Source organism: Actinoplanes xinjiangensis (assembly GCF_003148685.1).
In the GTDB taxonomy this organism is placed as follows: domain Bacteria; phylum Actinomycetota; class Actinomycetes; order Mycobacteriales; family Micromonosporaceae; genus Actinoplanes; species Actinoplanes xinjiangensis.
Window position 1 is genome coordinate 209,622 of record NZ_QGGR01000004.1, and the last position, 25,750, is coordinate 235,371.

Consider the following 25,750-nt stretch of genomic DNA (forward strand, 5'->3'; position numbering starts at 1 on the left):
CTGCTTCAGCGTCCGACGCCGGCGTCCTCACGGCCGCCGCTGAAGCTTGCTCTCCTCCCGGCGGGTCGATACCCGCCGGAGTTGACGTCAGCACCGGTCCGACCCGTCTCGATCATCTATCGACGGAGTCGACCATGAATCTCGAATCGCTTCTGCACGACCGGCTCGCGCCCGTTCTGGAGGCGGTCGCCGGCCATCCGGTCGATCCCGCGATCCGGGCCTCGCCACACGCCGACTTCCAGTCCGGGGCGGCGCTCGGGCTGGCCCGGGAGCTGGGCCGGCCACCGGTGCGGATCGCCGCGGAGATCGCCGCCGCCGCGGATCTGGACGGGATCGCCGAGGTCACCGTCTCCGGCCCGGGCTTCCTCAATCTCGTCCTCACCGGCGACCTGATCGACGGGGCCCTGCGGGCCGCGGCCGCCGACGAGCGGCTGGGTGTCGCGCCGGTCGCCGCGCCGGAGCGGATCGTCGTCGACTACTCCGGCCCCAACGTGGCCAAGGAGATGCACGTCGGCCATCTGCGGTCGACGATCATCGGGGACGCGCTGGCCCGGACGTACGAGTGGCTCGGTCACGACGTGATCCGGGTGAACCACCTGGGCGACTGGGGAACGCCGTTCGGGATGCTGGGCGAGCACCTCCTCGACCTCGGTGGTGCGGACGGCCACTCGATCGGCGACCTGACCGCGTTCTATCAGGCGGCCCGGGTCAAGTTCGACACCGACGACGACTTCCGGACCAGGGCCCGGCTGCGGGTCGTCGCGCTCCAGTCCGGCGACCCGCTGTCCCGGGACCTGTGGCGGCAGCTGGTCGCCCAGTCCGAGCGGTACTTCCTGGACGTCTACGCCCGGCTCGGCGTCACGCTCGGCCCGGACGACTTCGCGGGGGAGAGCGGGTACCAGGACGATCTCGCGGCGGTGGTGGCCGGACTGGCCGAGAAGGGCCTGCTGACCGAGAGCGACGGTGCCCTCTGCGCCTTCCCGGCCGGGTTCACCGGACGCGACGGCGCCCCGCTGCCGCTGATCGTGCGGAAGGCGGACGGCGGTTTCGGGTACGCCGCGACCGACCTGGCCGCGGTCCGGCACCGGGTCGGCAAGCTCGGCGCGGACCGGATGCTCTACGTGGTCGGCAGCCCGCAGCGGATCCACTTCCAGATGGTCTTCGCGGTCGCCCGGGAGGCCGGCTGGCTGCCCGGCGACGTGGTGGCCGAGCACATCGGGTTCGGGTCGATCCTCGGTGCCGACGGCAGGATGCTGAAGTCCCGGGCCGGCGACACGGTCAAGCTGGCCGAGCTGCTCGACGAGGCGACCTCCCGGGCGAGCGAGCCGGCGATCGGGATCGGCGCGATCAAGTACGCCGACCTCTCCGGCGACCGGAGGGGCGACTACGTCTTCGACGCCGACCGGATGCTGGCCAGCACCGGCAACACCGGCCCCTACCTCCAGTACGCCTACGCCCGGATCCGGTCGCTGTTCCGCAAGGCCGGTAGCGGGCCGGGCCCGGTGACCGTCACCGAACCGGCTGAGCGGGCTCTCGCCCTGGCGCTGCTCGGGTTCGAACCGGCCGTACGGGCCGCCGCCGCCTCCGCCGAGCCCCACCGGCTCGCGGTCCACCTGCACGGACTGGCCGTGGCGTTCTCGGTCTTCTGGGAGCGGTGCCCGGTGCTGCGGGCCGAGGGGGAGGTGCGGGCGAGCCGGCTCGGGCTGGCCGACCTCACCGCACGGACCCTCCACACCGGAATGTTTCTCCTGGGTATCGAGGCCCTCGACCAGATTTGATCTCCACGCAACCCGTCTTCCATCGACCGATCCCCTTATCGACCGTTAGGGTGCAGTTTCGAGCGCCCACGAGGCGCCCCCTGATCCGATGCTGAGAGGCCCGCAATGACCCATCCCACCGGCATTTCGCGGCGGAGTGTCCTCGCCGCGTCCGCGGCCGGCGTCGCCGCGCCGTTGATGGTCTCCGAGGCGGCGCAGGCCGGCCACCGGGGCGGCGGCACGACCACCTACCGCCTGACCGTGCTGGGTACCTCCGACACCCACGGCAACGTCTACAACTGGGACTACTACCGGGACGCCGAGTACGACGACAGCGCCCACAACGACGTCGGTGTGGCCAAGCTGGCCGCGCTGGTGAACAGGCTGCGCGCCGAGGCGACCGGCCCGGTCCTGGTGCTGGACGCCGGCGACACGATCCAGGGCACCCCGCTGGCCACCTACTACGCCAAGCAGGAGCCGATCACCGCCACCGGTGAGAAGCACCCGATGGCCCGGGCCATGAACGTGCTGCACTACGACGCCGTGACGCTGGGCAACCACGAGTTCAACTACGGTCTGCCACTGCTGAACCTGTGGATCCGGCAGCTCGGGTTCCCGGCGCTCGCCGCGAACGCGATCAGCGTCCGGACCGGGCGGCCGGCGTTCACCCCGTACGTCATCAAGAAGGTCTCGCTCGGCCGGCACGCGCCGACGCTGCGCGTCGGCATCCTCGGTCTCACCAACCCGGGCTCGGCGATCTGGGACCGGGCGCACGTCGAGGGGAAGATCGAGTTCACCGACATGATCGCCGCGGCGGCCAAGTGGGTGCCGATCATGCGGGCCCGCGGCGCCGACGTCGTGCTGATCTCCGCGCACGGCGGCGACAGCGGCACCAGCAGCTACGGCCCCGAACTGCCGAACGAGAACCCGACCGCGCTGATCGCCGAGCAGGTGCCCGGCATCGACGCGATCCTCTTCGGGCACGCGCACCGCGAGGTCCCGCAGCGGTTCGTCACCAACCTGGCGACCGGCGAGCAGGTGCTGCTCTCCGAGCCGTCCAAGTGGGGCCAGCGGCTGACGAAGATGGACTTCGACCTCACCCGCGTCAAGGGCCAGTGGAAGATCACGTCGAAGGCCGCGGCCGCCCTGAACACCAACACCGTCGAGGCCGATCCCAAGGTCCTCGCCGCGGTGAAGAAGCAGCACGACAAGACCGTGGCGTACGTCAACCAGGTCGTCGCCGCCTCGACGGTCGAGCTCTCCGCCGCGACCAGCCGGTACGAGGACACCCCGATCCTCGACTACATCAACCGGGTGCAGACCGACACCGTCACGGCGGCGCTGGCCGGCACCGAGTACGCGTCGCTGCCGGTGCTGTCGATCGCCGCGCCGTTCAGCCGGACCGCGGTGTTCCCGCAGGGTGACGTACGGATCAAGGACGTCGCCGGGCTCTACATCTACGACAACACCCTGGAGGCGGTCGTGCTGACCGGCGCCGAGGTGAAGGCGTATCTGGAGCACTCGGCGAAGTACTTCCGCACGCACGCCGCCGGCGCCCCGGTCGACCCGGAGACGATCAGCGACCCCGCCGTGCCGGACTACAACTACGACGTGTTCTCCGGCGTCGACTACGACATCGACATCAGCCGGCCGGTCGGCAGCCGGATCACCCGCCTGCAGATCGGCGGTGTGGACGTGGCCGCCGACGCGCGGTTCGTGGTCGCGGTCAACAACTACCGGCGCTCCGGCGGCGGCACCTTCCCCGGCATCGTGAAGACCCAGGTCTACAACGCCCAGCAGGAGATCCGTCAGCTGCTGATCGACTGGGCGCAGGCGAAGGGCCGGATCGACCCGGCCGACTTCTCCGTCGAGAACTGGCGGCTCGTCCGCGAGGGCGTGCCCGTCTTCTGACGGCGGTGGGCCGGCCCGGGTGGACCGGGCCGGCCCCTGCTCACTCCTTCTCCCGCCAGTTGCCCTCGGTGTCGGCGTTGACATACATGCCGTTGGCCTTGCCGGTGGACAGCTCGAACGTGCACAGGTAGGTGCGTACCCCCTCGGCGTCCCGGTCGCTCTCCGTCGTGCACTCGACCGCGGAGACGGCGCCGAACCTCTTGGTGACCCGGCTGTCCGAGACCAGTGCCGTCTGCAGCTGCTCGGTCAGCCCGGCTTCCTGGTGGTAGTGGTAGAGCGGGATCGCCGCGTTGAGTACCGCCGCCGTCCAGAAGGCGCCGCCGGCCAGCAGCGTCACCACGAAGGCGATCCAGTACGGGCGGCGCGGCCGGCCGTAGCGTTTGGCCAGCGCGGACCGTCGCAGCACCGAGATGATGCCGAGCGCGCTGAGCAGGAACGTCCAGATCGCCACCGGCCGCCACGACGGCGCCTCCGGGCGGTTCAGGTCGTGTACCTCACCGGGGAACCGGACGAGAAGCTGGCCGTGCCTGTTCTCGGGGGAGCCGTAGGGCGCCACCGTCCCACCGAACAGCGGGGCGGCCTGCGCCGGCGGTGGAGGTGGCGCCTGCTGTTCCGGCTGCCCGGCCCAGGGCGGCGCGCTCGGGTAGTGCTGCCCCGGCCCCGACGGAGTCTGGACTGTCATCGTGGTGTGACCTCTTCCCGTAACGGCCCGGTTCGTTCTCCGTGCCGCCGGGACCATCGGTCACGGCCCGCCCGAGTTGAGGATTAGTTGCTTTTCAGGTGCCGAGGCCGATGCCGACGATCGGCGGGATGTCCGGCGTCGACGGGTCCGGGTCCGGGGTCGGGCTCTCGCTGCTCTTGGCGGGCGACGGAGACGACGACGACGGGCTGGGGGACGGCGAGGACGGGCTCGGCGACGGCGACGAACTGGCCGAGGCGCTGGCCGACGGTTTCCTCGTCTTGCTGACCGACGGCTTGACGACGGTCTCCTCCTCCGCCGACGGCGAGGGCTCGCCGCTGGCCTCATCGGACGCGGCAGGTCCCGGTGGCAGCGCCGGCGCCTCCTGCTGGCCGCCGTCGCCCTTCTGGGTCGCCGGCGGGTCGTTGTCCAGCGCGAAGGCCACACCGAGACCGCCGGCCAGCACGAAGAGGCCGAGGATCGCGAACATCAGCATCCGCTGCCCCGAGGACTGGCCCGGTTTCGACACCGGGAACGGCGCCGGTGCCGCCACGCTGCGCTGGGCCGGGAGCGGCCGGGGTACCGCCGGGCTGATCGGCGCGGTCGGCGTCTGGTTGCCGAGGTAGCCGGTGGCCGGATAGGCGCCGCTGGGGTAGTGGGCCGCCGGATAGGCGCCGCTGCCCACCCGGGCGGGGCTGACCGGGGCGGTCATCGACGTGCCGGTCAGCCGTTTCCAGTCGATCGGCCCGGCCACCGCGAACGCCGCCTCGGCGAACTCGGCCGCGCTCTGGAACCGGTCCGACGGCTGTTTCGCCATCGCCCGCCCGATCAGCTCACGAACCTCGTAGGGCACGTGGTCGGGCAGCGGGTCCGGGTCGTCCTCCAGGTGGCGCAGTGCCACCTGGAGCGCGTTGTCGCCGTCGAACGGCGGACGGCCGGCGATGCAGTGGTAGGCCACCGCGCCCAGCGCGTAGATGTCGGTGGCCGGCGTCAGGTTGCCCTTGGCGACCTGCTCCGGTGCCATGTAGAGCGCCGTGCCGACGATCGCGTTGAGGCCGGTCACGCTGGTCATCGCGGCGGACCGGGCCACCCCGAAGTCCACCAGGATCACCGCGCCGGTCGGTTTCACGATCAGGTTGCCCGGCTTGACGTCGCGGTGGACGATCCCGTTCTCGTGGGCGGCGTGCAGCGCGTCGGCCGCCTGCGCCACGATCGCCATCGTCTCGGCGACGCCGATCGGGCCCTCCTTGACGCGGCTGGAGAGCGGGTCGCCCTCCACGAACGCCATCACCAGATAGGCGACCTTCTCCGGGCCCTCGTAGTCGCCGTCACTGGCGTAGTCGTAGACCTCGACCACGCCCGGGTGACGGAACGCCGCCATCATCCGGGCCTCGCCGTAGAAGCGGGCGGCGAACTCCGGGTCCTCCAGCATCGCCGTCCGCAGCACCTTCACGGCGACGGTACGGCCGAGCACGACATCGGTGCCTCGCCAGACGTCACCCATGCCGCCGGTCGCGACGCGGTCGTCCAACCGGTAGCGGTTGTCCAGGAGGCTTCCTGCACTGAGCACCAGCGGACCTTATCTGTAGGAGTTCAAGCCGAATGCCGCTCAACTGTACAGAGCCCGGGCTCAACATGGGAGTGCAGCAAGGGCCCGCCGGAACGGCCCCGAACGGTCAGTGATCGTCGTACGTCGGGGTGACCACCACGGCCGTCTCGGCCAGTTCGATCTCCTCGTTCTCGGCCTGTCGTTCCAGGGCCGCGCGGGCGGTGGTGGCCGCCACCCAGCCGAGTGCGGCACCGAGCAGGCCGACCCCGGCGATGAGCGCCCACGGGCGGCCCGGCCGGCGCCCCGCCAGCGCATCGGCGGCCGCGGTGGCACGGATGAGCGCCTCGTCGGTGACCGATGTCACCCGATCTCCGGCCCGGGACGCCAGTCGCCGGCCCTGGCGCCCGGCCTTGCCGGCGCTGTCCCCGGCCGAGGCCCAGGCGCTGGAAAGGTGCTCCCAGGCCTCCTCGGCGGTACGTTCGGTCCGGTTCTTCTTCGCGAACATCGTCCGTCACCTCCTGTGCACGGTCGTCAGCTTGTTTCCCGCCCATGGTGCCCACAAAACGTCCGGTGTGGACGTCATCACGGTTCGAAAACGATTTGACGTCCCGCAGTAGGGTTGACGAGGTTCACACGGGCCACTCAGGTGACTAACAGGTTCGGCGCCTAGCCTTTCGGGCAGTTTCACCGGACCTTTCGGGGGTAACCCTCGCCGCCCTGCCCGGGGCGGCGGCGTGGCCGCCCGCGTATAGAAGGAACAGCACCCGGAACTGCCGGGTGGGTGGAGGGAAGACGTGACGCTGTCGATAACGACGTCGACGCTGGCCGACGGTGCGGTGGAAGTGTCGCCGCGAGGCGAGATCGATGTCGAGAACGCGTACGAGATCCGCGAGGCCGTGGCAGCGCAGCTGTCCACCGGCTCGCCAGCCCGCATCGAGCTCAACATGCGGCACGTGACCTTCATCGACTCGGTGGGCATCAGCGCACTGGTCGCGGCGTTCCAGCTGGCCGGTGTCAGCGGCGTCAAGCTGGTCGTGACGCGCCCGAGCCGGTTCGCGCACCGCCAGCTATGGGTGACCGGCCTGCTCGGCCTGTTCGGCAACCCACAGCCGTTCGACGAGAAGACGGTCACCGCCTGACGCCGTCTCAGTAGGCCGGGCTCTGCACCAGCACGCCCTCGATGTTGATCCGGATGTTCTTGTCCTCGTGGGGCGCCCGGATCGGCGTGACGACGGCGAAGTTCTCAGCGAGCGCGGCCAGATCGGTGCCGGGGTCGAGGTTCTCCTCGGCGGCCTGCACCGCCGTCCGGACGTAACCGTCGCCCGCCTCGGCGATGCTCATCTGCACCTGGCCGAACCGGGCCAGCGACGCCTGCCGCAGCCCGCGGATACCGTCGACGTGCAGGTCGGGGACGTTGAGGTTGTAGACGGTCCCGGGCGGCGTGTGCATCAGTGAGGGCAGCAGTTTGATCGCCATCTCGGCGCCGCTGATCCAGTGGTGCTGCTCGTCGTCGATCCGGTCGAGGGCCGCGATGGCGGCGCCGCCGCTGGACGCGCTGGCCGCGGCCGGGGTGAGCACGTCCAGGGAGACGGCCAGCCCGTGCAGGCCGGCGTGGGCGGCCGTGAGACAGGCGCCGACGGTCCCGGAGTGCACCACCGCGGCGCCGGCGTTGGCGCCCCGGTTGATGCCGGAGAGCACGATGTCCGGGGCGGGCCCGAACGCGTCGCGCAGCGCCAGCAGGACGATGTAGGCGGGTGAGGCGGCCACCCCGTACGCCGGGATGTTCTTGCAGCCGGCCAGTTCCCGTCCCTCGGAGACGATCTTGCCGTCCTGGACGACAGCGGTCATCGAGGCGCTGGCGCCGCTCGACTCGCTCAGCGGTGCCGCCACCACGACCTCGTATCCCGCGTGGGCGGCGGTACGGGCCAGGGTGCGGATGCCCGGGGACTCGATGCCGTCGTCATTGGTGATCAGGATGCGCATACGTTGGTGATTGCCCGCTGTGGGGGTCATGATGCCTTCTCGATCGGGGTCAGCCGGACCCTCTCGGTGAGGACCCGGACCGCGTCCACGTGCCCGGTGCCCAGCCCGTGGCGGGTGACGTTGAGGGCGCCCGCCGCCGCGCCGGTGCGGATAGCCTCGTCCATCGGGCCGCCGTTGGCGAGAGTGGCCGCGACCCCGGCGGTCATCGAGTCGCCGGCCCCGCGGTGCTCGGCCGGGGTGAGCCGGGGCAGCGCGACCGTGTAGATCTCCTCGTTGAAGAGCGCCAGCGCGCCCATGTCGGCCCGGGAGACCAGCACCGTCTCGGCGCCCGCCTCGTGCAGCTGGACCAGCGCCTTGGTCAGGGCCCCGGTGCTGCCGTCCGGAGCCATCCCGTCGGCGATCAGCTCCTCGTGGCTGATCTTGAGGACGGAGATCCCGGCCTCCAGTACGGCGGCCAGGTGGCGGTTGCACAGGTCGGCGATGACCTGGCAGCCGTTCGCCCGGAGATCGGCGGCGAGGCGGCCGTACACCTCGGGTTTGATCACCGAGGGGTGGGCCGGGCCGCTGAGGATCGCGATGCCGGCGCGCAGGCCCTCGGCCAGCGTCAGGTTGTAGAGCTCGTCGAGCTCGTGCCGGGAGAGCGGGCTGCCGGGCCGCTCGGCGATCTCCTGGCGGCTGCCGCCACGGCGATCATGCACGTACCACCCGCTGCCGTGCTCCCGCCGCACCAGCCGGAGGGTCACGCCCGGCAGTTCGGCGAGCAGGGGGGCCAGGACCCGCCCCACCTCGCCGCCGGCGGCTGTGCAGAGCGTCACCTGCGCCCCCAGCACGGTGATCATGCGGGTCTGCCAGATGCCCTGGCCACCCGGGTGGACGTGCAGTTCCGGCTCGTCGTGGTGTTGCTCGATGGTCACCGTCAGCTGTGGGGCCGGCGCGAAGACCATGACACGCCCGTCACTCATGTCTCGCATTGTTATCTTTTTGCGCATCCGGCGTGGCGGATCGCAAAAAGTACAGATGCCGTTTAAGGCTCGAACGCAACTATCCATCACCAACTGATGGGGGTGCAGTGCCGGCCCGCGTGCGCCGGCTCGACCTGAAGCGTGGCGTGATCGATGTGGAAGTCCTCGTGCAGCGCCTCGCGGGCCCCGGTCAGCACCGTGCCCAACTCGGCCGCCGCATCCAGCTTGAGGTGCGCCGATGCCACGTCCATCCCCTCGGTGAGCGTCCAGACGTGCAGATCGTGCACGTCGCAGACGCCGGGGACGGCGGCGAGCCGGTCCCGGACCGCGGCGATGTCCAGGTGCTCGGGGGCGGCCTGCACCAGGATGCGGACCGCGGACCGGCCGAGCGCGAAGGTGCGCGGCAGGATCATCAGGGCGACCAGCACGGCGACGATCGGGTCCGCGTACGTCCACCCGGTGCCCCAGATGATCAGCGCCGCCAGGATGACCCCGGCGGATCCGAGCAGGTCGCCGAGGACCTCCAGGTAGGCCCCGCGGACCCCGATGTTCTCCTTGGCGCCGGAGCGCAGCAGTGCGAACGCCACCAGGTTGGCCGCCAGGCCGCCGACCGCGACGAGCAGCATCCAGCCGGCCGGCACGTCCGGTGGGTCGGTGAACCGCTGGGCCGCCTGGACCAGCACGAACCCGGCGACGAGGGTGAGCAGCGCCGCGTTGGCGAGGGCGGCCAGCACCTCCAGCCGGTAGAGCCCGAAGGTGCGGCCGGAGTCGGTGCCGGCGCGGTGGGCCGCGGTGATGGCGGCCAGGGTCATCGCGATGGCCAGCACGTCAGTGAACATGTGGCCGGCGTCGGAGAGCAGTGCGAGCGATCCGGTGATCCAGGCCGCGACCGCCTCGACGATCATGAAGACGGTCAGCAGCCCGGCGGCCCACCACAGCCGGTGCCGATGTCCGGCGCCGCTGCTGAGCAGGTCTCGGGTCCCGTGGTCGTGGCCGGCTCCCATGGAGTCCACCTTCCGTCGTCCGGTAGGCCGTCGCCAATGTATGCGGACATTGCTATATGTGCAATCGGTTGTGTGTGTCTTCACGCGCGATGAGAATCCTGCTGACCCGTTCTGCATAGGAAAGGAAGTTTCGTGCTTCGCCGTACCCTTGCGAACGTTCTCGGCCTCACCGCCCTGGCGGTGACCGTATCCGCCGTGCCCGCCGCGGCCACCCCGACCAGCCCACCGCCCACCACAATCACCCTGCCGAGCGGCTTCCAGCCCGAGGGCATCGCCATCGGCGACAAGCCGTACGCCTACTTCGGCTCCCGGGTCGACGGCGACATCTACCGCGTCGACCTGCGCACCGGCACCGGCGCCACGTTCAGCGAAGGGCCGGGCACCCCCTCGCTCGGCCTCAAGATCGACGACGGCCGGCTCTTCGTGGCCGGTGGCGCGGGCGGCGACGCCCGGGTGATCGACGTGCGCACCGGCGCCGTCGTGAAGTCCTACCAGCTGAGGCCGGCCGCGGACGGCCCGTTCATCAACGACGTGATCGTCACCGACGAGGCCGCCTGGTTCACCGACTCGCGCAGCCTGACCCTGTTCAAGCTGCCGTTCGGCCGGCACGGCAGGCTGCCCGCCGCGGCCACGGCGGTTCCGCTCACCGGCGACATCGCGCTGCAGACCGGCAACAACGCCAACGGCATCACCACCACACCGGACGGCCGCGGTCTGATCATCGTCCAGTCGAACACCGGATTCCTGTTCCGGGTGTCCACCTCCGGCGTCACCGCACGGGTCGACGTCGGCGACACGCTCCTGACCAACGGCGACGGCCTGTGGCGGCGCGGCCGCAGCCTCTACGTCGTCCAGAACCGGCTCAACCAGATCGCCGAGATCAGGCTGAACCGCTCCGGCACGGCCGGGACGCTCGACTCCGTCACCACGGACCCGAGCTTCGACGTGCCGACCACGATCGCCGAGTACCGCAGGCGCTTCTACCTCCCGAACGCCCGCTTCACCACGCCGCCGACCCCGGAGACCACGTACAACGCGGTCTCCGTGCCGATTCCCTGAGCCCTAGCTGTCCGGTAGCCAGCCGGGGTTCGTACCCACCGTGGTCAGCCGCTGTGTCGCGCGGGACAGGGCCACGTACAGGGTGCGGACCCCGGCCGGGTCGGTGGCGATCTGCGACGGCTCGACCAGGACCACCGAGTCGTACTCCATGCCCTTGGCCTCCAGCGCGGTCACCACCTGCACCCGCTCCGGCAGCCCGGCCACCCAGCCGGCCACCTCGTCGCGCCGCGGCACCGGCATGATCACGCCGATCGTGCCGTCCACCTCGGCGAGCTGTTTCTCGGCCAGTCCCCGCACCGCGTCCGGCAGCCCGGTGACGGTGGAGACGACGTCGGCCGGCGCGACGCCGGTGCTGCGCACCGCTGAGGGCAACGGCAGATCGGGCATGATCGTACGAATCACCCGAGCCGCCACCTCGAAGATCTCCGACGAGTTCCGGTAGTTCGTGGTGAGTGCGTAGCTGTTGCGTCGGCGGCTGCCCAGCGCCCGGTCCCGGGCCCGGTCCAGCTCCGCCGGGTCGCCCGACCACGCGGTCTGTGCCGGGTCGCCGACGATCGTCCACGACGCGTAGGAACCCCGCCGCCCGATCATCCGCCACTGCATCGGCGACACGTCCTGCGCCTCGTCCACGACGACGTGCGCGTAATCGCGATAGTCGTCCTCCCGCTGCACCTGCTGGGCGCGGGCCGCGGCCTGCCGGTCGGCGAACGTGCTGACCTCCTGGATCCCGTCGCGCACGTGGAACGGGTTCTTCGACTTCTTCTGCGCCTGCCGGGGCCGGCCCATCAGTTCGTCCAGTTCGTCCAGCAGCGCCACGTCGGCGATCGTCGGCCCGTGCTCGGCGAGGTCGTCGAACGAGCCCTGGAGGGCGGCGATCTCGTCCCGGGAGAGCACGCCGTTCGCGTACGCCCGGAGCCGTTTCGGGTCGGCCAGCCAGCCCAGCACCCGCATCGGCGTGAACCGCGGCCACCACGCCTTCAGGAACTCCCGGAAGTCGTTGCGGTCGGCCAGCTCCGACTCGAACTCGCGCTTCTCCGGCAGCCGTACCTTCGCGTCCCGTGCCTGCGCCCACAGCGCGTCGAAGACCCGGTCGAAGCCGCGCCCGCGGACCTCGTTGCGGCGGGCGCCGTTGGGCAGCGCGGAGCGCCGGATCCGGTCGAGGTCGTTGGCGTTGAGCCGCAGCAGCGTGCCGCGGTAGAGCAGCTTCAGTTCGGTCGGGCCACCCGGCACGGCGTCGTGCGAGGCACGCTCCAGCACCCGCCGCATGCGCAGCGAGCCCTTGATCGAGGCCACGTCGCCCCGGTCGACCCGGGTCGCGTTCCAGCCGGGCACCAGCGTGCCGAGCGACCGCAGGGTGGCGGTCTCCTCGCCGAGCGACGGCAGGACGGTCGCGATGTAGTCCACGAAGACGCCGGACGGTCCGACCACCAGGATGCCGCCGCCGACGAACCGGTTGCGGTCGGAGTAGAGCAGGTACGCCGCCCGGTGCAGAGCCACCGCGGTCTTACCGGTGCCCGGGCCGCCGGTGACGATCGTCACGCCCAGGGCGGGGGAGCGGATCGCGTCGTCCTGCTCACGCTGGATGGTCGCGACGATGTCGCGCATCCCGCGGCCGGTCGCCTTCGCCAGGCTGGCCAGCAGGGCGCCGTCGCCGACCACCCGCATGCCGTCGGGTGCCGCGTCCGGGTCGAGGAGGTCGTCCTCGATGCCGGTGACCCGTTCCCGGGTCGACTGGATCATCCGGCGGCGGATCACCCCGAGCGGATCCGCCGGGGTGGCCCGGTAGAACGCCGCCGCGGCCGGCGCACGCCAGTCGACGACCAGCGGTTTCGCGTTGTCGTCGCGGATGCCCATCCGGCCGACGTAGTGGGTGGCGCCGGTTTTCAGGTCGAGCCGGCCGAAGACCAGGCCCTCGTGCTCGGCATCCAGGGCGTGCCGGCGGCGGGCGGCGTGGAAGACCATCGCATCCCGTTCCACCAGGGCGCCGAACGTGCCGACCCCGGCGTGCTGATAGCCCTCCTTCTCGGCTCGGGAAGCGTCTCGGCGCAGCTCGATGAGACGGGTGTAGACCCGGTCCACGTGCTGCTGCTCGACCGCGATCTCCTGCTCCAGGACGGTGGTGTCGCTCAAGTCCGCTGTTCTCCCTCTCGTGGCGCACCACCACACGCGCGGACGCGCTCGCGCGAAGGGGGCAATCGAACTTACTCCTGCCCGTGGGTCCGCGTCGAACGAGCCCGGCGGTCACGCAGAAGTTCGAACTTCCCAGGATCGTCGCCGAATCACGACGAGGTATGCATTTCCCCAGAAAACGAGCTAAGCGGCTTCGCGGCAGCGGGACTGTCCGCCGACGGTCGGCCGGCGGTCGCGCTTGGCCCGGCGGGCCGCCCGGCGCACCAGCGTGACCAGAGCCGCCGACACCTCGTCCGGGCGCTCCAGCGGCAGCATGTGCCCGGCGCCCGGCACCACCGTCAGCTCGGCGCCCGGCAGCGCACCGGCGATCGACTCGGCGCAGGCCGGTGGGGTCAGGCGGTCCCGGGAGCCGACCAGCACCGCGGCCGGAATGCCGCTCAGCCCGGCCAGCGTGTCCAGGCGCAGCTGGGTGCCGATCGACTCCCGGAAGCCGCCGATCGAGCGCAGCGGTGCCCGGCCCAGCCCGCGCATGGTCAGCGTCATCGCCTCGTCGGCGCACTCGTCGCCGAAGAGCAGCCAGCGCAGCGCCGGGCGCAGGGCGGGCAGCACCACCCGGTGCGGGCGCCAGGCCCCGGAGCGGGCCAGCAGACCGGCGCCCAGGGTCTCTCCGGCCCGCAGCAGCGTCGCCAGCTGGTCGGGCAGGCCGTACCGGGTGTGGGTGTGGCCCTCGGCCGTCGTGGAGACCAGCAGCAGACCCTTCACCCGGTCGGCGAACTCCTCCGGGTGGCGGTGCGCGTACTCCATGACGGTCATGCCGCCCATCGAGTGGCCGGCCAGCACGACCGGGCCGTCCGGGGCGTACCGGCGGATCACCTCGGCCATGTCGTCGCCGAGCTGGGCCAGTGTGGCCGCGCGCAGATGGGTGGCACTGGAGCGGCCGTGGCCCCGGGTGTCGTACGCGATCACCCGCGGCGCCTTGTGCCCCATCTCGTCCAGCGCGGCGATCTGGCGCCGCCAGGTCCGCCGGTCCTGGCACCAGCCGTGCGAGAGCACCACGGTCACCGGCGCGTCCTTCGGGCCGGAGACGGAGACGTGCAGCTGTACGCCGTCGGCAAGAGTGAGCATGGGTACCTCCGTGATGGTCACGGTCCCCGCAGTACCCGCGGGTAATAAGCATCACTCGTGATGTGGAGTATTACCAGCATGTTTCGGGAGGACTTTTGCCAGGGGCGACGGCCCGGCCGGGACAGTGAGTTACCTCGCAAACACTTCACCCCGGGGCCGGGCCGACGAAAATCCCTAATATGACGGCCACTCGTGACGCCCAGGTCAGCACGTCCTCCGAAGCCCTGAGCGAGCTCATCGCCGGTAACAAGCGGTTCGTATACGGTCGGCCCCGCTACGGCCACGACGTCGCACGGGCCGCCGCCACCGCGAACGGGCAGAAACCGCACTCGCTGGTGTTCGGCTGCATCGACTCCCGGGTCCCGCTCGAGGCGATCTTCGACCAGACCTTCGGCTCGATCTGTGTGGCCCGTTCCGGCGCGCACGTGCTGGACCGCTCACTGATCGGCTCGATCAACTTCGCGGTGGCCGAGCTCGGTGTCTCGCTGGTCCTGGTGGTCGGTCACAAGCGCTGCGGAGCGGTGCACGCCACGGTCGAGGCGCTGCGGGCCGGCGCCACCCCGGGTGGTGACGTGGGCTACGTCGGCTACCTGGTCGACGAGCTCGCCCCCGCGGTGCAGGCGGTCGGGCTGGACGGCGAGGACACCGACGAGAGGGCGGTCCGGGAGCACGTCGGGCGTACCGTCGACCGCCTCCGGGACGTGCCCGAGCTGGCCCACGAGATCGCGGCCGACCGGATCAGGGTGGTCGGCGCCGTCTACGACCTGGACAGCGGCTGGGTCGAGTTCCTGCCGTGATCTTCTGATCATGCAAAAAGGCGCCTCCCGGTCGAAACCGGGAGGCGCCTTCTCGTGTGAGTCGTACTCAGCCCTCGAACACACCGGCGTCGACGAGACGCTTCTCGGTGGTGTCCCAGCCGTGCTCCGGGTTCCTCTCGTGCAGGTTGACCAGCTCGGCACGGATCTTGGCGCCGTGGCCGGCCGCGGTCAGGATGCGGACCTCCTCGACGAACGCGTCCGAGTCGGTCTTGAGGTGCGCGGTCTTGCCGTTGGTCAGATTCCGCACGTACGCGAAGCGGCCGTTGGCGAGCGGGATGAGGTACTTGTACTCACCGAGCACGCTGAGGGCGCCACCGGTGCTCTGGCCGGCGCGGACTGATGCGCGGGCGGTCTTTGAAGTGTTGCTCGCCACGGCGGTACTCCTTGAAGGAAAGCTTGGGGCAGAAAGAAAAAAGGCCGTGGCAACTCTACACGACGGCCCTCTGACCATACCGTCAGAGCAGGTAAGGCCGTTGGGCAGGGTGTGCCTCTACGGCCGCTCCCATAGTCGATGTTGCGGATTCTCTGGCGCACCATCCGTACCAACCGGCATCATGGGACACGATCAACCGCGGTCGAGGTCGTAGGGGAAGACGCACCTCGGTCTCCGGGAGGTCACCGTGCCAACGTGTGGCGTCGTATACGTCCACTCGACCCCACTCGCCGTGTGCCAGCATGTCGAGTGGGCGATCGCGCGCGTCCTGACCGCGCCGGTCAACCTGCAATGGACCGTGCAACCGGTCGATCCGAGCATGCGCCGAGCCGAGTGCAGCTGGACCGGCCGTGCCGGGACTGGCGCCGAGCTGGCTGCTGCCCTGCGACAGTGGCCCATGATCCGATTCGAGGTAACCGAGGAGCCCAGCCCGGGCGTCGACGGGGAACGGTTCATGCACGTTCCCGGTCGTGGGCTGTTCCACGGGGTCATGGGCGCTTCAGGCGACATCCAGATCGGCGAGGACCGGCTGCGCGCCATCATGTCCTCGGTCCGTGCGCCCGAGGCGCTGTCGCATGCGCTGGAGAAGGCGCTCGGCACCGCCTGGGACGTGGAACTGGAGCCGTACCGCTACGCCGGTGACGGTGCTCCGGTGACGCTGCTCACACGGGTCGGCTGACAAGCCCCACCGGTCGGCGGGGCGAATCCCCCACAAGCATGCCCAAAACTCCGGTGGCGGTGCGAAGTGGCGACGTTTGCCGTGAACTGGTTCGATGGCGATCGTGAGGAATCTGGCGAGTGCTCTGGTCGTACCCCTGCTCCTGGGTCTGGGGGCGTGTGGCGACGAACCGGAACCCGCGGCAGGCCCGCCGGCCACCGCCTCGCCGGGGCCCGCCTCACCGGCGCCGGAGAGCGCCCCGGCCACCCCGGCCGGTGACCCCGCCGCGCGGGCCGCCGAGACCGTGGCCCGCCTCAGCGACGAGGACCTGGCCGGGCAGGTGCTGATGCCGTACGCCTACGGCAGCTCCGCCACCGACGTCGACGAGGACAACGTCCGCGCCAACCAGGGCCTCGCCGGCGTGAACACCCCGGCCGAGATGATCGCCAAGTACCGTCTCGGCGGCATGATCCTGGTCGGCTTCACCGTCGACGACCCGACCAGCAAGACCAACCCGACCACCAACGTGGAGAACCCGAAGCAGGTCCGCGCGCTCACCGCCGGCCTCCAGGACGCCGCGCGGAAACTGCCGGCCGCCGCGCCCCTGATGATCGGCATGGACCAGGAGTACGGCACGGTCGTCCGGGTCACCGAGGGGGTGACCGTCCTCCCGTCCGCGATGGCGTTCGGTGCCGCCGGCCGTCCCGACCTCACCGAGGCGGCCTGGCGCGCGGCCGGCCAGGAGATCGCCGCGATGGGCGTGACCGTCGACTTCGCACCGGTCGCCGACACCCTCGACACCAACGGCGGCGGGGTGATCGGGTCGCGCGCCTTCGGCAGCGATCCCAAAGCCAACGCCCAGCAGGTCGCCGCGGCCGTCCGCGGCCTCCAGTCGGCCGGTGTCGCCGCCGCCCTCAAGCACTTCCCCGGCCACGGCCACACCACCGCCGACAGCCACGACGAACTGCCGGTCATCGGCCAGGACCGCCGGCGCTGGGAACAGCAGGACCTGCCGCCGTTCCGCTCCGGCGTTGACGCGGGCGCCGGCGTCGTCATGTCCGGCCACCTCAACCTGCAGTCCGTCGACAAGGGCGTGGCCGCCACCTTCTCCCGCAAGATCATGACTGATGTGCTGCGCGGCCAGTTGAAGTTCACCGGCGTCGCCGTCACCGACGCCATGAACATGGCCCCCGCCAAGAAGTGGCCCGCCGGAGAAGCCGCCGTCCGCGCCCTCAACGCCGGCAACGACATGCTGCTCATGCCCCCGGACATCGGCGCCGCCCGCGACGGCATCCTGGCCGGCCTCAAAGACGGCAGCCTCAAACGGGAACGCCTCACCGAAGCCGTCACCCGCATCCTCACCCTCAAGTTCCGCACCGCACAGACCCCGCAGCCGGACCTCGCCGTGATCGGCTCACCCGCCAACCAGCAGGCCGTCTCCGCCCTCGACGCCGCCGCCGTCACGGTCCTCCGCGGCCGCTGCACCGGCCCGCTCGCCAACGGCCCGGTGTCGGTCTCCGCCCCCGCCAACCGCGAGGTCGCCCGCGTCAGCCTGGTCAAGGCCCTCCAGGAGGCCGGCGTACCGGTCCAGAGCTCCGGCGGCGCCGTCATCCGCCTCGTCGGCTACGGCGACCAGCGCGTCGACCTCGACGACACGGCGGCGATCACCGTGATGATGGACTCACCGGGGCTCCTCGCCCAGGCGTCGACGCCGACCCTCGTCGCCATCTACTCGTCCAGCAGGCTGTCCCTGACCGCGCTCGCCGCCGTCATCGCCGGCAAGGCCAAGGCCACCGGCCGGTCACCCGTCGCGGTAGGCAAGCTGCCCCGGAGTGCTTGCGTCAAATAGCAGCGGTACGGGCCAGCCCACCCCCGACCGCAACAACGCCCGTCCCGGGCCTACACCGCGACGCCGGCGGTCCCTCCGACCGCCGGCGCGCCCGCCGGGCATATGCGCCCGTTCCACCCACCCCACCGTGGCCGAGCCCCGCTCGTACCCCAGGGAGCGTCCCGCTCCCAGCGGTCCCCGCGACCCCCGCCCCGATCCCGCCGGCACCGCCCAACAGGCCCGGCTGGCTCCCACCGCTGTCTCACGGCGCTCGAGACAGCGGTGAAAACCAGCCGCGGAGGCCCGGCTGGCTCCCACCGCTGTCTCACGGCGCTCGAGACAGCGGTGAAAACCAGCCGCGGAGGCCCGGCTGGTTCCCACCGCTGTCTCACGGCGCTCGAGACAGCGGTGGGAACCAGCCGCGGAGGTCCGGCTGGTTGTCACCGTTGTCTCGCGGCGTTTGAGGCAGCGGTGGGAGCCAGCCGGGGAGATCCGGCTGGTTGTCACCGCTGTCTCACGGTGCTTGAGACAGCGGTGGGAACCAGCCGGGGAGATCCGGCTGGCTGTGAGCGTTGTTTCGGCGCGGTTGAGACAGCGGTGGGGGCCAGCCGGGTGTGAGTCATCGGCGCGCGGGCGGTCTCTGGCTGCCCGTGAAGGGTTTCTGGTGTGGCTGGGGCGGGGGTGGGGCGGTGAGTGTCGCCTCGGCCCGGCGGACGCGTTTCGGTCCGGGCCACCGGTCGCGGTGCGTGGTAGCCCGGGGGCGGCCGATGTTCGGCGGGAGGTGTGGCCGTACCGGAAGAGGCTCTGGAAGTTGGGGGTCAGAGCGGGGATGTTGCCGCGGCCAGTCGGGGTGGCGGCGAGGGGCCGGCGGTGCCGGAGGCCGACGGCGGCGTTCAGGCCGGTGACCGCCATCGTGGTGGACGGCCAGGCGGTGGCGTCGAGCGAGACGCCCAGTGCGTTGCGCACTCGGATGGAACGGGCGGCCTTCTCGGCGCGGTCGATACGACCGCGGGCGGGCAGCACACTGGAGTCGTGGGGGTGAGCGGCCGGGGTCGTGCCCCGGTTGAAGGGTGACCGGAGCGGCTCCTCGGGGTCGTTGGGTCCGACCGAGGTCGGATCGACACCCGAGGAGTACCGGCTCGCGTCAGGGGGTCAGGCGCGGGTGAAGACGAGGGCCACGTTGTGCCCTCCGAAGCCGAACGAGTTGTTCATCGCCGCCTGCAGGTCGGCGGACCGCGCCTTGTGGGCCGCCACCTCCAGGTCGAGGCGCTCGTCGGGGTCGTCGAGGTTGATGGTCGGAGGGATGATGCCGTCCCGGATGGCCAGGATCGCCGCGATCGACTCCAGTGCGCCGGCCGCGCCGAGCAGGTGGCCGGTCATCGACTTGGTCGACGTCAGGATCGGGTGGCTGCCGATGGCGGCCCGGATGCCCTTGATCTCACCCATGTCACCGACCGGGGTGGAGGTGGCGTGGGCGTTGACGTGGTGGATGTCGGCACCGGTCAGGCCGGCGTCCTCGATCGCCATCCGCATGGCGCGGATGCCACCGCGGCACTCCGGGTCGGGCTGGACGATGTCGTATCCGTCCGAGGTGATGCCCGCACCGGCGAGACGCGCGTAGATCCGGGCGCCACGGGCGATCGCGTGGTCCGCCCGCTCCAGGATCAGCGCGCCGGCACCTTCACCGAGGACGAAGCCGTCCCGGTTCTTGTCCCACGGGCGCGACGCGCGTTCCGGTTCGTCGTTGCGGGTCGACATGGCCCGCATCGAGGCGAAACCGGCGACCGGCAGCGGGTGGATGACGGCTTCGGTGCTGCCGGCGACCACCACGTCCGCGCGGCCGAGCCGGATCAGGTCGAGTCCGAGGGCGACCGCTTCGGCGCCGGTGGCGCAGGCGCTGGCCATCGCCCGGACCCCGGCCTTGGCCTGGAGTTCGAGACCGATGTACGCGGCCGGCCCGTTCGGCATGAGCATCGGCACGGTGTGCGGGCTGACCCGCCGGGGCCCGTGCTGTTCCAGGATGTCGTCCTGGTCGAGCATGGTGATCGCGCCACCGATGCCACTGCCGAAGCTGACCGCGAGCCGTTCCTGGTCCAGGCCGGAGTCGGCGAGCCCGGAGTCGGCCCAGGCCTCTTTCGCGGCGACGAGGGCCATCGCCTCGGAACGGTCCATCCGGCGGAGCCGGACCCGCTCGATGACCTCGGAGGGTTCGACGGCGAGTTGTGCGGCGATCCGCACCGGGAGGGAGCCGGCCCACTCCTGGGTGAGGTGACCCACCCCGGAGCGGCCGGCGAGCATGGCGTCCCAGGTGGACGCGACGTCCCCGCCCAGCGGGGTCGTCGCGCCGAGCCCGGTGACGACGACGTCCACGGTGCTCATGTCAGTGGTTCGCCTCGATGTAGTTCACCGCGTCGCCGACGGTCTTGAGGTTCTGCACCTCGTTGTCCGGGATCTTGACGCCGAACTTCTCCTCGGCGGCCACCACGACCTCGACCATGGACAGCGAGTCGACGTCCAGGTCGTCGGTGAAGGACTTCTCCTCGGCGACGTCGTCCGGGTTCACCCCGGCGACCTCCTCGAGGATCTCGGCGAGGCCGGAGGTGATCTCTGTGCGAGTTGCCATTGTGGGAATCTTTCCTCTCGATGGTGCGGTTTGGCGACGGTCGGGTGTCTTCCGCCCTACGGGCAGCGGACGACCTGACCGGCGTAGGTGAGGCCGCCGCCGAAGCCGAAGAGCAGGACCGGCGCCCCGGAGGGCAGCTCCCCGCGCTCGATCAGCTTGGACAGGGCCAGGGGGACGCTCGCGGCGGAGGTGTTGCCCGACTCGACGAGGTCCTTGGCGACGATCGCGTCCGGGCTCAGGCCCAGCCGCTTGACGATGCCGTCGATGATGCGGGTGTTGGCCTGGTGCGGGACGAAGGCGGCCAGCTCGGACGGGGCGATCCCGGCGCGCTCGCAGACCTCGATCGCGAACGGGGCGAGGGTGGTGGTGGCCCAGCGGAAGACCGCCTGGCCCTCCTGTTTGATGTAGGGCTGCCAGCCGGCGATCTTGAGGGCGTCGCCCTTCTCCGGGGTGGAGCCCCAGACCACCGGGCCGACCCCGGCTTCTTCGCCGTCCGGCACGGCGGTGAGGATCGCCGCTCCCGCGCCGTCGCCGAAGAGCACCGCGGTCGTACGGTCGGACCAGTCGGTGATGTCCGACAGCTTCTCCGCGCCGATCACCAGGGCGTTGCGGGACGCACCGGCCCGGACCGCGTGGTCGGCGCTGGCCAGGGCGTAGGAGAACCCGGAGCAGGCGGTGTTCAGGTCGTACGCCCCGGGCGCGTTGATCCCGAGCCGGGCCGCGACGCGGGTCGCCACGTTGGGGCAGCGGTCGATCGCCGAGCAGGTGGCGACGACGATCAGGTCGATGTCGGCCGCGGTGAGCCCGGAGGCAGCCAGTGCCTTCTCGGCCGCGAAGGTGGCCATGTCGGCGACCGACTCGCCGTCCGCGACCCGCCGCTCGGCGATACCGACCCGGTCCCGGATCCACGCGTCGTTGGTGTCCAGTGTGCTGGCCAGGTCGTCATTGGTGATCACCCGTGACGGCTGGTAGTGGCCCATCGCGAGGATGCGGGAACCCGCGGTCATCGTGCGTCTCCTTCGGTGCGGGCGATCAGATCGAGGGCGGCCGGCAGGTCGTCCGGGGTGTTGAGCGTGACGATCTCGGGGGCGCCGTCGCCCTTGAGCTCCCGCTTGATCAGGCCGGCGAGGGTGCCGGCGGGCGGCAGCTCGATGACGCCGGTGACACCGAGGTCCTTCAGTGTCCGCATGCACAGGTCCCAGCGGACCGGTGCGGTCACCTGACGGACCAGGCGCTGCAGCATCTCCGCACCGGTGGTGACGGCTGTGCCGTCCAGGTTCGACAGCAGGGTACGGGCCGGGTCCCGCACGGTGACGCCGCCCGCGACGGCGGCCAGCGCGGTCTCGGCGGGCGCCATGAAGGGGGTGTGGAAGGCGCCGGCCACCGCGAGCGCGATCACCCGGGCCCTGGCCGGCGGTGCGGCGGCGAACTCGGCGAGCGCGGACTGCGCGCCGGCGGCGACGATCTGGCCGGCTCCGTTGCGGTTGGCCGGGAACAGGCCGTGCTTCTCGATGGTGGCGACCACCTCGTCCGGGTCGCCGCCGAGGACGGCGCTCATGCCGGTCGGTTCGAGGGCGCAGGCGGCGGCCATCTCCCGGCCGCGGACACCGGCGAGGGTGATCGCGTCGGCCGGGGTCAGCACTCCGGCCAGGGCGGTGGCGGCCAGCTCGCCGATGCTGTGCCCGGCGATCACGGTGACCCGCTCCAGCGGCAGCTGCTCACCGGCCAGCAGAGCGGCGGCGACCAGCAGCGGCTGGGTCCGGGCGGTGTCCTTGATCTCGTCGGCGTCGGCACGGGTGCCGAGGTGCAGCAGGTCGACACCGGCGAGGGCGGACCACTCGGTCAGACGGGCATCGGCGCCGGGGAGATCGAGCCAGGGGGTGAGGAAGCCGGGCTTCTGGGAACCCTGGCCGGGCGAGAGTACGGCGAGCACGCCCCCGACTCTTCCGGATCCAGCGGCTTTCCGGGGTAGTCGGGCGCGACCAAACCCTACGACCAGCGTTGTAGGGTTCCTACAAAACAGAGGTATTCTTGGGTCACTTCAACCACATTTATACCTCCTACGATCGTGTCGAATGGTGAGAGATCCCGGTCACGTTGCGGGGTCCAGGCGGCCGATGGTGAGCGCCATCCGCAGCGTGAAGGCGTCCCGGCCGTCCAGCGGGGAGAGGCCGGCGACCTCGGCGACCCGCCGCAGGCGGTAACGCACCGTGTTCGGATGCACGTAGAGTTCGCGGGCCGCGCTCTCCAGCACGCTCCCGGACGCGAAGAAAGCGTCCAGGGTCTCCAGCAGCCCGCTGCCGGCCCGCGCCAGCGCCCCGAAGACGTCGTGCCGCAGCTTGCGCCGGGCGTCCATGTCGCCGGCCAGCACCCGCTCGGGCAGCAGGTCGTCGGCGGCCACCGGGGACGGTGCCCCGGGCCAGGCGGGGGCCGCCCGGAAGCCGGCCAGCGCGGCCCGCGCCGACTCGGTGGCCTGATCGAGCGACGGCACCGCCGGCCCGACCACCACCGGGCCCTCGCCGAAGCCGCCGCTGAGCGCGGACGCCGCGGCGACCGGATCGGTCGCGCCGCCGACCACCACGACCAGGCGGTCGCCGTGCACCCCGGTGATCACCTCCAGCCTGGCCCGGCGGGCCGCCCGGTAGACCGCGTGCAGCACGGCGGTGATGTCGCCGCCCGGGGAGCGGCCCACCACCACCGCGACCGGCGGCGCGTCCGCCCAGCCCAGTGCGGCGGCCCGGCTGGCCAGCACGTCGGAGGAGTCACCCCGCAGCAGCGCGTCGACGAGCAGGGCCTGGAGCCGGGCGTCCCACGCGCCCCGCGACTCGGCGGCCCTCGCGTAGACGCGGGCGGCGGAGAACGCGATCTCCCGGGAGAACCGCAGGATGGCCTGGATCAGCGCCTGTTGCTCGCCCGGCTCGGCATAGCCCGGCACCTCCGCCTCGGCGACGTCGACGGTGACCTTGATCATCTCCACGGTGTGGGTGAGGGTGATCACCCGGGCCAGGGCGCGGGGCGCGGCGGCGAACACCTCGTCGGAGATCTCGGTGCTGGCGGCGACCGTGCCGCCGGAGCGCAACCACTCGACCAGAGATCGAACACCCGCTTGTGCGACGAGCATCACCCAGGACCGCTGATCGGCCGGGAGCGCCCGGAACCAGGGGAGCGTCTCATCCATGCGGGCGACCGCCGCGCTGGCCAAGGCACCGGCCTGCCGCTCGATGCGGCGCAGAGTGCCCGGGTCCAGGGGTTTCGCCGGGTTTTCCGGCCTGCCCTCGGCCGATGTGCCGGTGTCGTTGTCTGCCACGCGGTCCAGCGTTCCACGGCTGCGCCCACCCGCCGCGTCCGGCGTCGTGTCGTGCGCTTACGAGGGAGATGTACGGGAAGCAAAGACAATGCGAGTTTTAGGGACTTTTATGACTTTTGACCGGCGTAGCGGTGCGCCTCTCCCGCGATTTCGGTCGGTGACCTGGCATCGTGTCGGACGGCGGTCCTACCGGGGGTTAACACCGGACGCCGCGGTGCCGATGAAAAGTCGGTGCCGGGGGAAGCCGGCGCCCAGCGCACGGATCGAGGAGGCGAGATGATGGAACGGGACGACGCGTTCGCGTGCTCCGACAGGGATCCCGCCCTCGACGATTCGCCGGCGGCATCGCCGGCCGACGAGGAGCTGATCGTGGACCCGGGAACCGGACGGGTCGGATGTCGCACCGAGCTGCGCGGATGGGCCGGCGCGCACCTGCACGGCGCGGTCCGCCCGAGGCGGCGTGCGGCCGGCCGCGGGCGCCCGCCCGGCCGCTGGTGCTAGGACTCTTGTCCCGTACGGGTGAGTGCCGGGCGCGTTTCCCGGCCTCGGTGCGGCCGGACTGGTCAGGTTGGCGTGGTGGACGACAAGAGACGGCAGATCCTGGATCAGGCGCTCGCCCTGGTGGACGAGCGCGGCCTGGCCGCCATGTCGATGCGGGCGGTGGCGGAACGCGTCGGGCTCACCTCGATGGCGCTCTACCCGTACGTCGGAGGTAAGGACGCACTGCTCGACGGGCTGGTCGACCTGCTGCACCTGGAGCTGGGCACGAACGTCGGCGAGAACCCGGCGGACCTGGACTGGCGGCACCGGCTGTGCGCGCTCGGGCGGGCCGTCCGCTCCCTGGCCCGCGCCCACCCGAGTGCCTTCCCCCTGCTGCTGAACCGTTCGGCCGCCGGGCCCTCCGCGTCCTGGCTGGCCGCCGCGTTGCAGGGCATCCTGGCCGACGCCGGGGTGCCGGCCTCCGAGGTGCCCCGGCAGGCCCGGCTGATCTGCGCGTTCCTTCTCGGCTACACGACCGGTGAGGTCACCGGCGGGCTGCCCGGATCGTCCCCGGAAATGATCGAGGGCGCCGCCGAGTTCGACGCCGACCTGGAAGACCTGGTCGGGATGGTCGAGAACTCAGCAGCGCCCCGGACGAGTGCGGAACAGCCGGACGACGTCAGACGCGCCGGCGGATGAGGAACGCCATCCCGGCCAGTCCGGTCAGGATGACCAGCAGCACCGCCCCGTTGAGCAGGAACAGCCGGCGGAACTCGCTGAACGCCTGGCTGACCTCCTGGAACGGGTCGGCCCGGTCCACCGCCAGATCGGTGCCGACACCGCCACCGATGCCGCCGTGCACCACGTCCGGCTTGGTCTCCAGCGGTGCTCCGGCGAGCCGCAGCGACTCCGGCATCGACAGCCGGCCGTAGAACCAGGCCTCGGTCTTCTTCCCGGACGGCTGCTTCGCCGGCCGGTGTGCCCGCGGGCCACCCTGGGCCATCGGGTACAGGTGATAGAGCTGACTCGGCGCGTTCTTGACCAGCAGAGTCAGCGTGTATTTCGGGCCCAGCTGCGCCGCCTTCGGCGCTGAGCTGGACGACGAGGCCGAAGCCAGCCAATCCACCTCGCTGGTCAGCATCTGGAACAGCCGGGGCCGCTCGTCCTGTAGGACGAGGACCGTCTCCTCGACACCGTTGCCGACGAGCTGCACCGCGTCCGGTTTCGGCGGCGCCTTCGGCGCGGCCTGTGCCGCACCCGGCGCCGCCCCCCATGCCAGCGCCAGCGCCACGACTGCTGCCGCAGCCGTCGACACCAGCCTCGTGATCGCCCCCCGCACCATCCGACCTCCCCGCCCGTGGATGGACATGGCCCACTCAACCTGCTGCTCGTGCCCGGCGGTGGAACCGGGACACGGCCCAGGCCTCCAGCCTCCCTGCACACC

Annotated in this window: 24 protein-coding genes; 9 read left to right on the forward strand and 15 right to left on the reverse strand. The window is 71.4% G+C overall.

The annotated features are described in order from the left end of the window. Positions 1-134: 134 nt before the first annotated feature. Entirely contained in the window at positions 135-1,778 is a 1,644-nt protein-coding gene (gene argS, locus BC793_RS10770) for an arginine--tRNA ligase (protein WP_109591845.1), read from the forward strand. 105 nt (positions 1,779-1,883) lie between these two features. Further along, positions 1,884-3,668 carry a bifunctional metallophosphatase/5'-nucleotidase gene (locus tag BC793_RS10775; RefSeq protein ID WP_109591847.1) on the forward strand — a complete coding sequence of 595 codons (1,785 nt, stop codon included), beginning with the start codon at positions 1,884-1,886 and terminating at the stop codon, positions 3,666-3,668. Positions 3,669-3,708: 40 nt separating this feature from the next. Here BC793_RS10775 and BC793_RS10780 read toward each other — a convergent pair whose 3' ends face one another. The 3 genes from BC793_RS10780 to BC793_RS10790 all read right to left on the reverse strand — a co-directional run bounded on the left by BC793_RS10780 (position 3,709) and on the right by BC793_RS10790 (position 6,401). Continuing rightward, positions 3,709-4,350 carry a hypothetical protein gene (locus BC793_RS10780; RefSeq protein WP_109591849.1) on the reverse strand — a complete coding sequence of 214 codons (642 nt, stop codon included), beginning with the start codon at positions 4,348-4,350 and terminating at the stop codon, positions 3,709-3,711. Positions 4,351-4,444: 94 nt separating this feature from the next. After that, complete coding sequence (locus BC793_RS10785) at positions 4,445-5,917, reverse strand: serine/threonine-protein kinase (protein WP_109591851.1); 1,473 nt, start codon at positions 5,915-5,917, stop codon at positions 4,445-4,447. A gap of 106 nt (positions 5,918-6,023) precedes the next feature. Then, on the reverse strand, positions 6,024-6,401 hold the full coding sequence (locus BC793_RS10790; RefSeq protein ID WP_109591853.1) for a hypothetical protein: 378 nt from the start codon (positions 6,399-6,401) through the stop codon (positions 6,024-6,026). Between the two features lie 289 nt (positions 6,402-6,690). Here BC793_RS10790 and BC793_RS10795 point away from each other — a divergent pair, with 289 nt between their 5' ends. Next, positions 6,691-7,035, forward strand: coding sequence for an STAS domain-containing protein (locus tag BC793_RS10795; RefSeq protein WP_109591855.1), 345 nt, complete (start codon positions 6,691-6,693; stop codon positions 7,033-7,035). A 7-nt stretch (positions 7,036-7,042) separates the two neighbouring features. Here BC793_RS10795 and surE read toward each other — a convergent pair whose 3' ends face one another. The 3 genes from surE to BC793_RS10810 form a co-directional block, all read right to left on the reverse strand. Continuing rightward, a complete protein-coding gene (gene surE, locus BC793_RS10800; protein WP_239169853.1) occupies positions 7,043-7,909 on the reverse strand; it encodes a 5'/3'-nucleotidase SurE in 867 nt (288 codons plus the stop codon). Continuing rightward, on the reverse strand, positions 7,906-8,850 hold the full coding sequence (locus BC793_RS10805; protein WP_239169854.1) for a PfkB family carbohydrate kinase: 945 nt from the start codon (positions 8,848-8,850) through the stop codon (positions 7,906-7,908). Before BC793_RS10805 ends, surE begins: the two co-directional genes overlap by 4 nt. Positions 8,851-8,927: 77 nt before the next feature. Further along, positions 8,928-9,845 carry a cation diffusion facilitator family transporter gene (locus BC793_RS10810; protein WP_109591859.1) on the reverse strand — a complete coding sequence of 306 codons (918 nt, stop codon included), beginning with the start codon at positions 9,843-9,845 and terminating at the stop codon, positions 8,928-8,930. Positions 9,846-9,977: 132 nt separating this feature from the next. Between BC793_RS10810 and BC793_RS10815 the strand changes: the two genes are divergently transcribed. After that, positions 9,978-10,904, forward strand: coding sequence for an SMP-30/gluconolactonase/LRE family protein (locus tag BC793_RS10815; RefSeq protein WP_109591861.1), 927 nt, complete (start codon positions 9,978-9,980; stop codon positions 10,902-10,904). Between the two features lie 3 nt (positions 10,905-10,907). Here BC793_RS10815 and BC793_RS10820 read toward each other — a convergent pair whose 3' ends face one another. Continuing rightward, the gene (locus tag BC793_RS10820; protein ID WP_109591863.1) at positions 10,908-13,034 is read right to left on the reverse strand and encodes a HelD family protein; all 2,127 of its coding nucleotides are present in this window, start codon (positions 13,032-13,034) and stop codon (positions 10,908-10,910) included. Positions 13,035-13,217: 183 nt separating this feature from the next. Next, complete coding sequence (locus BC793_RS10825) at positions 13,218-14,159, reverse strand: alpha/beta fold hydrolase (RefSeq protein WP_109592424.1); 942 nt, start codon at positions 14,157-14,159, stop codon at positions 13,218-13,220. A 179-nt stretch (positions 14,160-14,338) separates the two neighbouring features. Between BC793_RS10825 and BC793_RS10830 the strand changes: the two genes are divergently transcribed. Further along, positions 14,339-14,956, forward strand: a complete 618-nt coding sequence (locus BC793_RS10830) for a carbonic anhydrase (RefSeq protein WP_109591865.1) — start codon at positions 14,339-14,341, stop codon at positions 14,954-14,956. A gap of 67 nt (positions 14,957-15,023) precedes the next feature. Here BC793_RS10830 and BC793_RS10835 read toward each other — a convergent pair whose 3' ends face one another. Continuing rightward, positions 15,024-15,350 carry a hypothetical protein gene (locus tag BC793_RS10835; protein WP_109591866.1) on the reverse strand — a complete coding sequence of 109 codons (327 nt, stop codon included), beginning with the start codon at positions 15,348-15,350 and terminating at the stop codon, positions 15,024-15,026. A 247-nt stretch (positions 15,351-15,597) separates the two neighbouring features. On the opposite strand from BC793_RS10835, the gene BC793_RS10840 reads away from it, so the two are divergent. Continuing rightward, positions 15,598-16,089, forward strand: coding sequence for a DUF3145 domain-containing protein (locus BC793_RS10840; protein WP_093611019.1), 492 nt, complete (start codon positions 15,598-15,600; stop codon positions 16,087-16,089). Between the two features lie 94 nt (positions 16,090-16,183). After that, positions 16,184-17,917, forward strand: a complete 1,734-nt coding sequence (locus BC793_RS10845; RefSeq protein ID WP_109591868.1) for a glycoside hydrolase family 3 protein — start codon at positions 16,184-16,186, stop codon at positions 17,915-17,917. 1,131 nt (positions 17,918-19,048) lie between these two features. Here BC793_RS10845 and fabF read toward each other — a convergent pair. The 5 genes from fabF to BC793_RS10875 form a co-directional block, all read right to left on the reverse strand. Then, positions 19,049-20,275 (reverse strand): beta-ketoacyl-ACP synthase II, encoded by a 1,227-nt coding sequence (gene fabF / locus BC793_RS10855; protein ID WP_109591872.1) that lies wholly within the window; start codon positions 20,273-20,275, stop codon positions 19,049-19,051. Between the two features lies 1 nt (position 20,276). After that, complete coding sequence (locus tag BC793_RS10860; protein WP_109591874.1) at positions 20,277-20,519, reverse strand: acyl carrier protein; 243 nt, start codon at positions 20,517-20,519, stop codon at positions 20,277-20,279. Between the two features lie 56 nt (positions 20,520-20,575). Next, on the reverse strand, positions 20,576-21,526 hold the full coding sequence (locus BC793_RS10865) for a beta-ketoacyl-ACP synthase III (protein WP_109591876.1): 951 nt from the start codon (positions 21,524-21,526) through the stop codon (positions 20,576-20,578). Next, positions 21,523-22,452, reverse strand: a complete 930-nt coding sequence (locus tag BC793_RS10870) for an ACP S-malonyltransferase (protein ID WP_109591878.1) — start codon at positions 22,450-22,452, stop codon at positions 21,523-21,525. The genes BC793_RS10865 and BC793_RS10870 overlap by 4 nt, the downstream gene beginning before the upstream one ends. A gap of 159 nt (positions 22,453-22,611) precedes the next feature. Then, positions 22,612-23,766 (reverse strand): PucR family transcriptional regulator, encoded by a 1,155-nt coding sequence (locus tag BC793_RS10875; RefSeq protein ID WP_239169878.1) that lies wholly within the window; start codon positions 23,764-23,766, stop codon positions 22,612-22,614. 336 nt (positions 23,767-24,102) lie between these two features. Here BC793_RS10875 and BC793_RS10880 point away from each other — a divergent pair, with 336 nt between their 5' ends. After that, positions 24,103-24,327: a hypothetical protein gene (locus BC793_RS10880; protein WP_109591880.1), complete on the forward strand. Its 225-nt coding sequence runs from the start codon at positions 24,103-24,105 to the stop codon at positions 24,325-24,327. 75 nt (positions 24,328-24,402) lie between these two features. Further along, positions 24,403-25,005 carry a TetR/AcrR family transcriptional regulator gene (locus BC793_RS10885; protein ID WP_109592428.1) on the forward strand — a complete coding sequence of 201 codons (603 nt, stop codon included), beginning with the start codon at positions 24,403-24,405 and terminating at the stop codon, positions 25,003-25,005. On the opposite strand, the gene BC793_RS10890 is transcribed toward BC793_RS10885, so the two are convergent. Beyond that, positions 24,986-25,648, reverse strand: coding sequence for a hypothetical protein (locus BC793_RS10890; protein WP_239169859.1), 663 nt, complete (start codon positions 25,646-25,648; stop codon positions 24,986-24,988). The two genes, BC793_RS10885 and BC793_RS10890, sit on opposite strands and share 20 nt — an antisense overlap. Between the last annotated feature and the right edge of the window lie 102 nt (positions 25,649-25,750).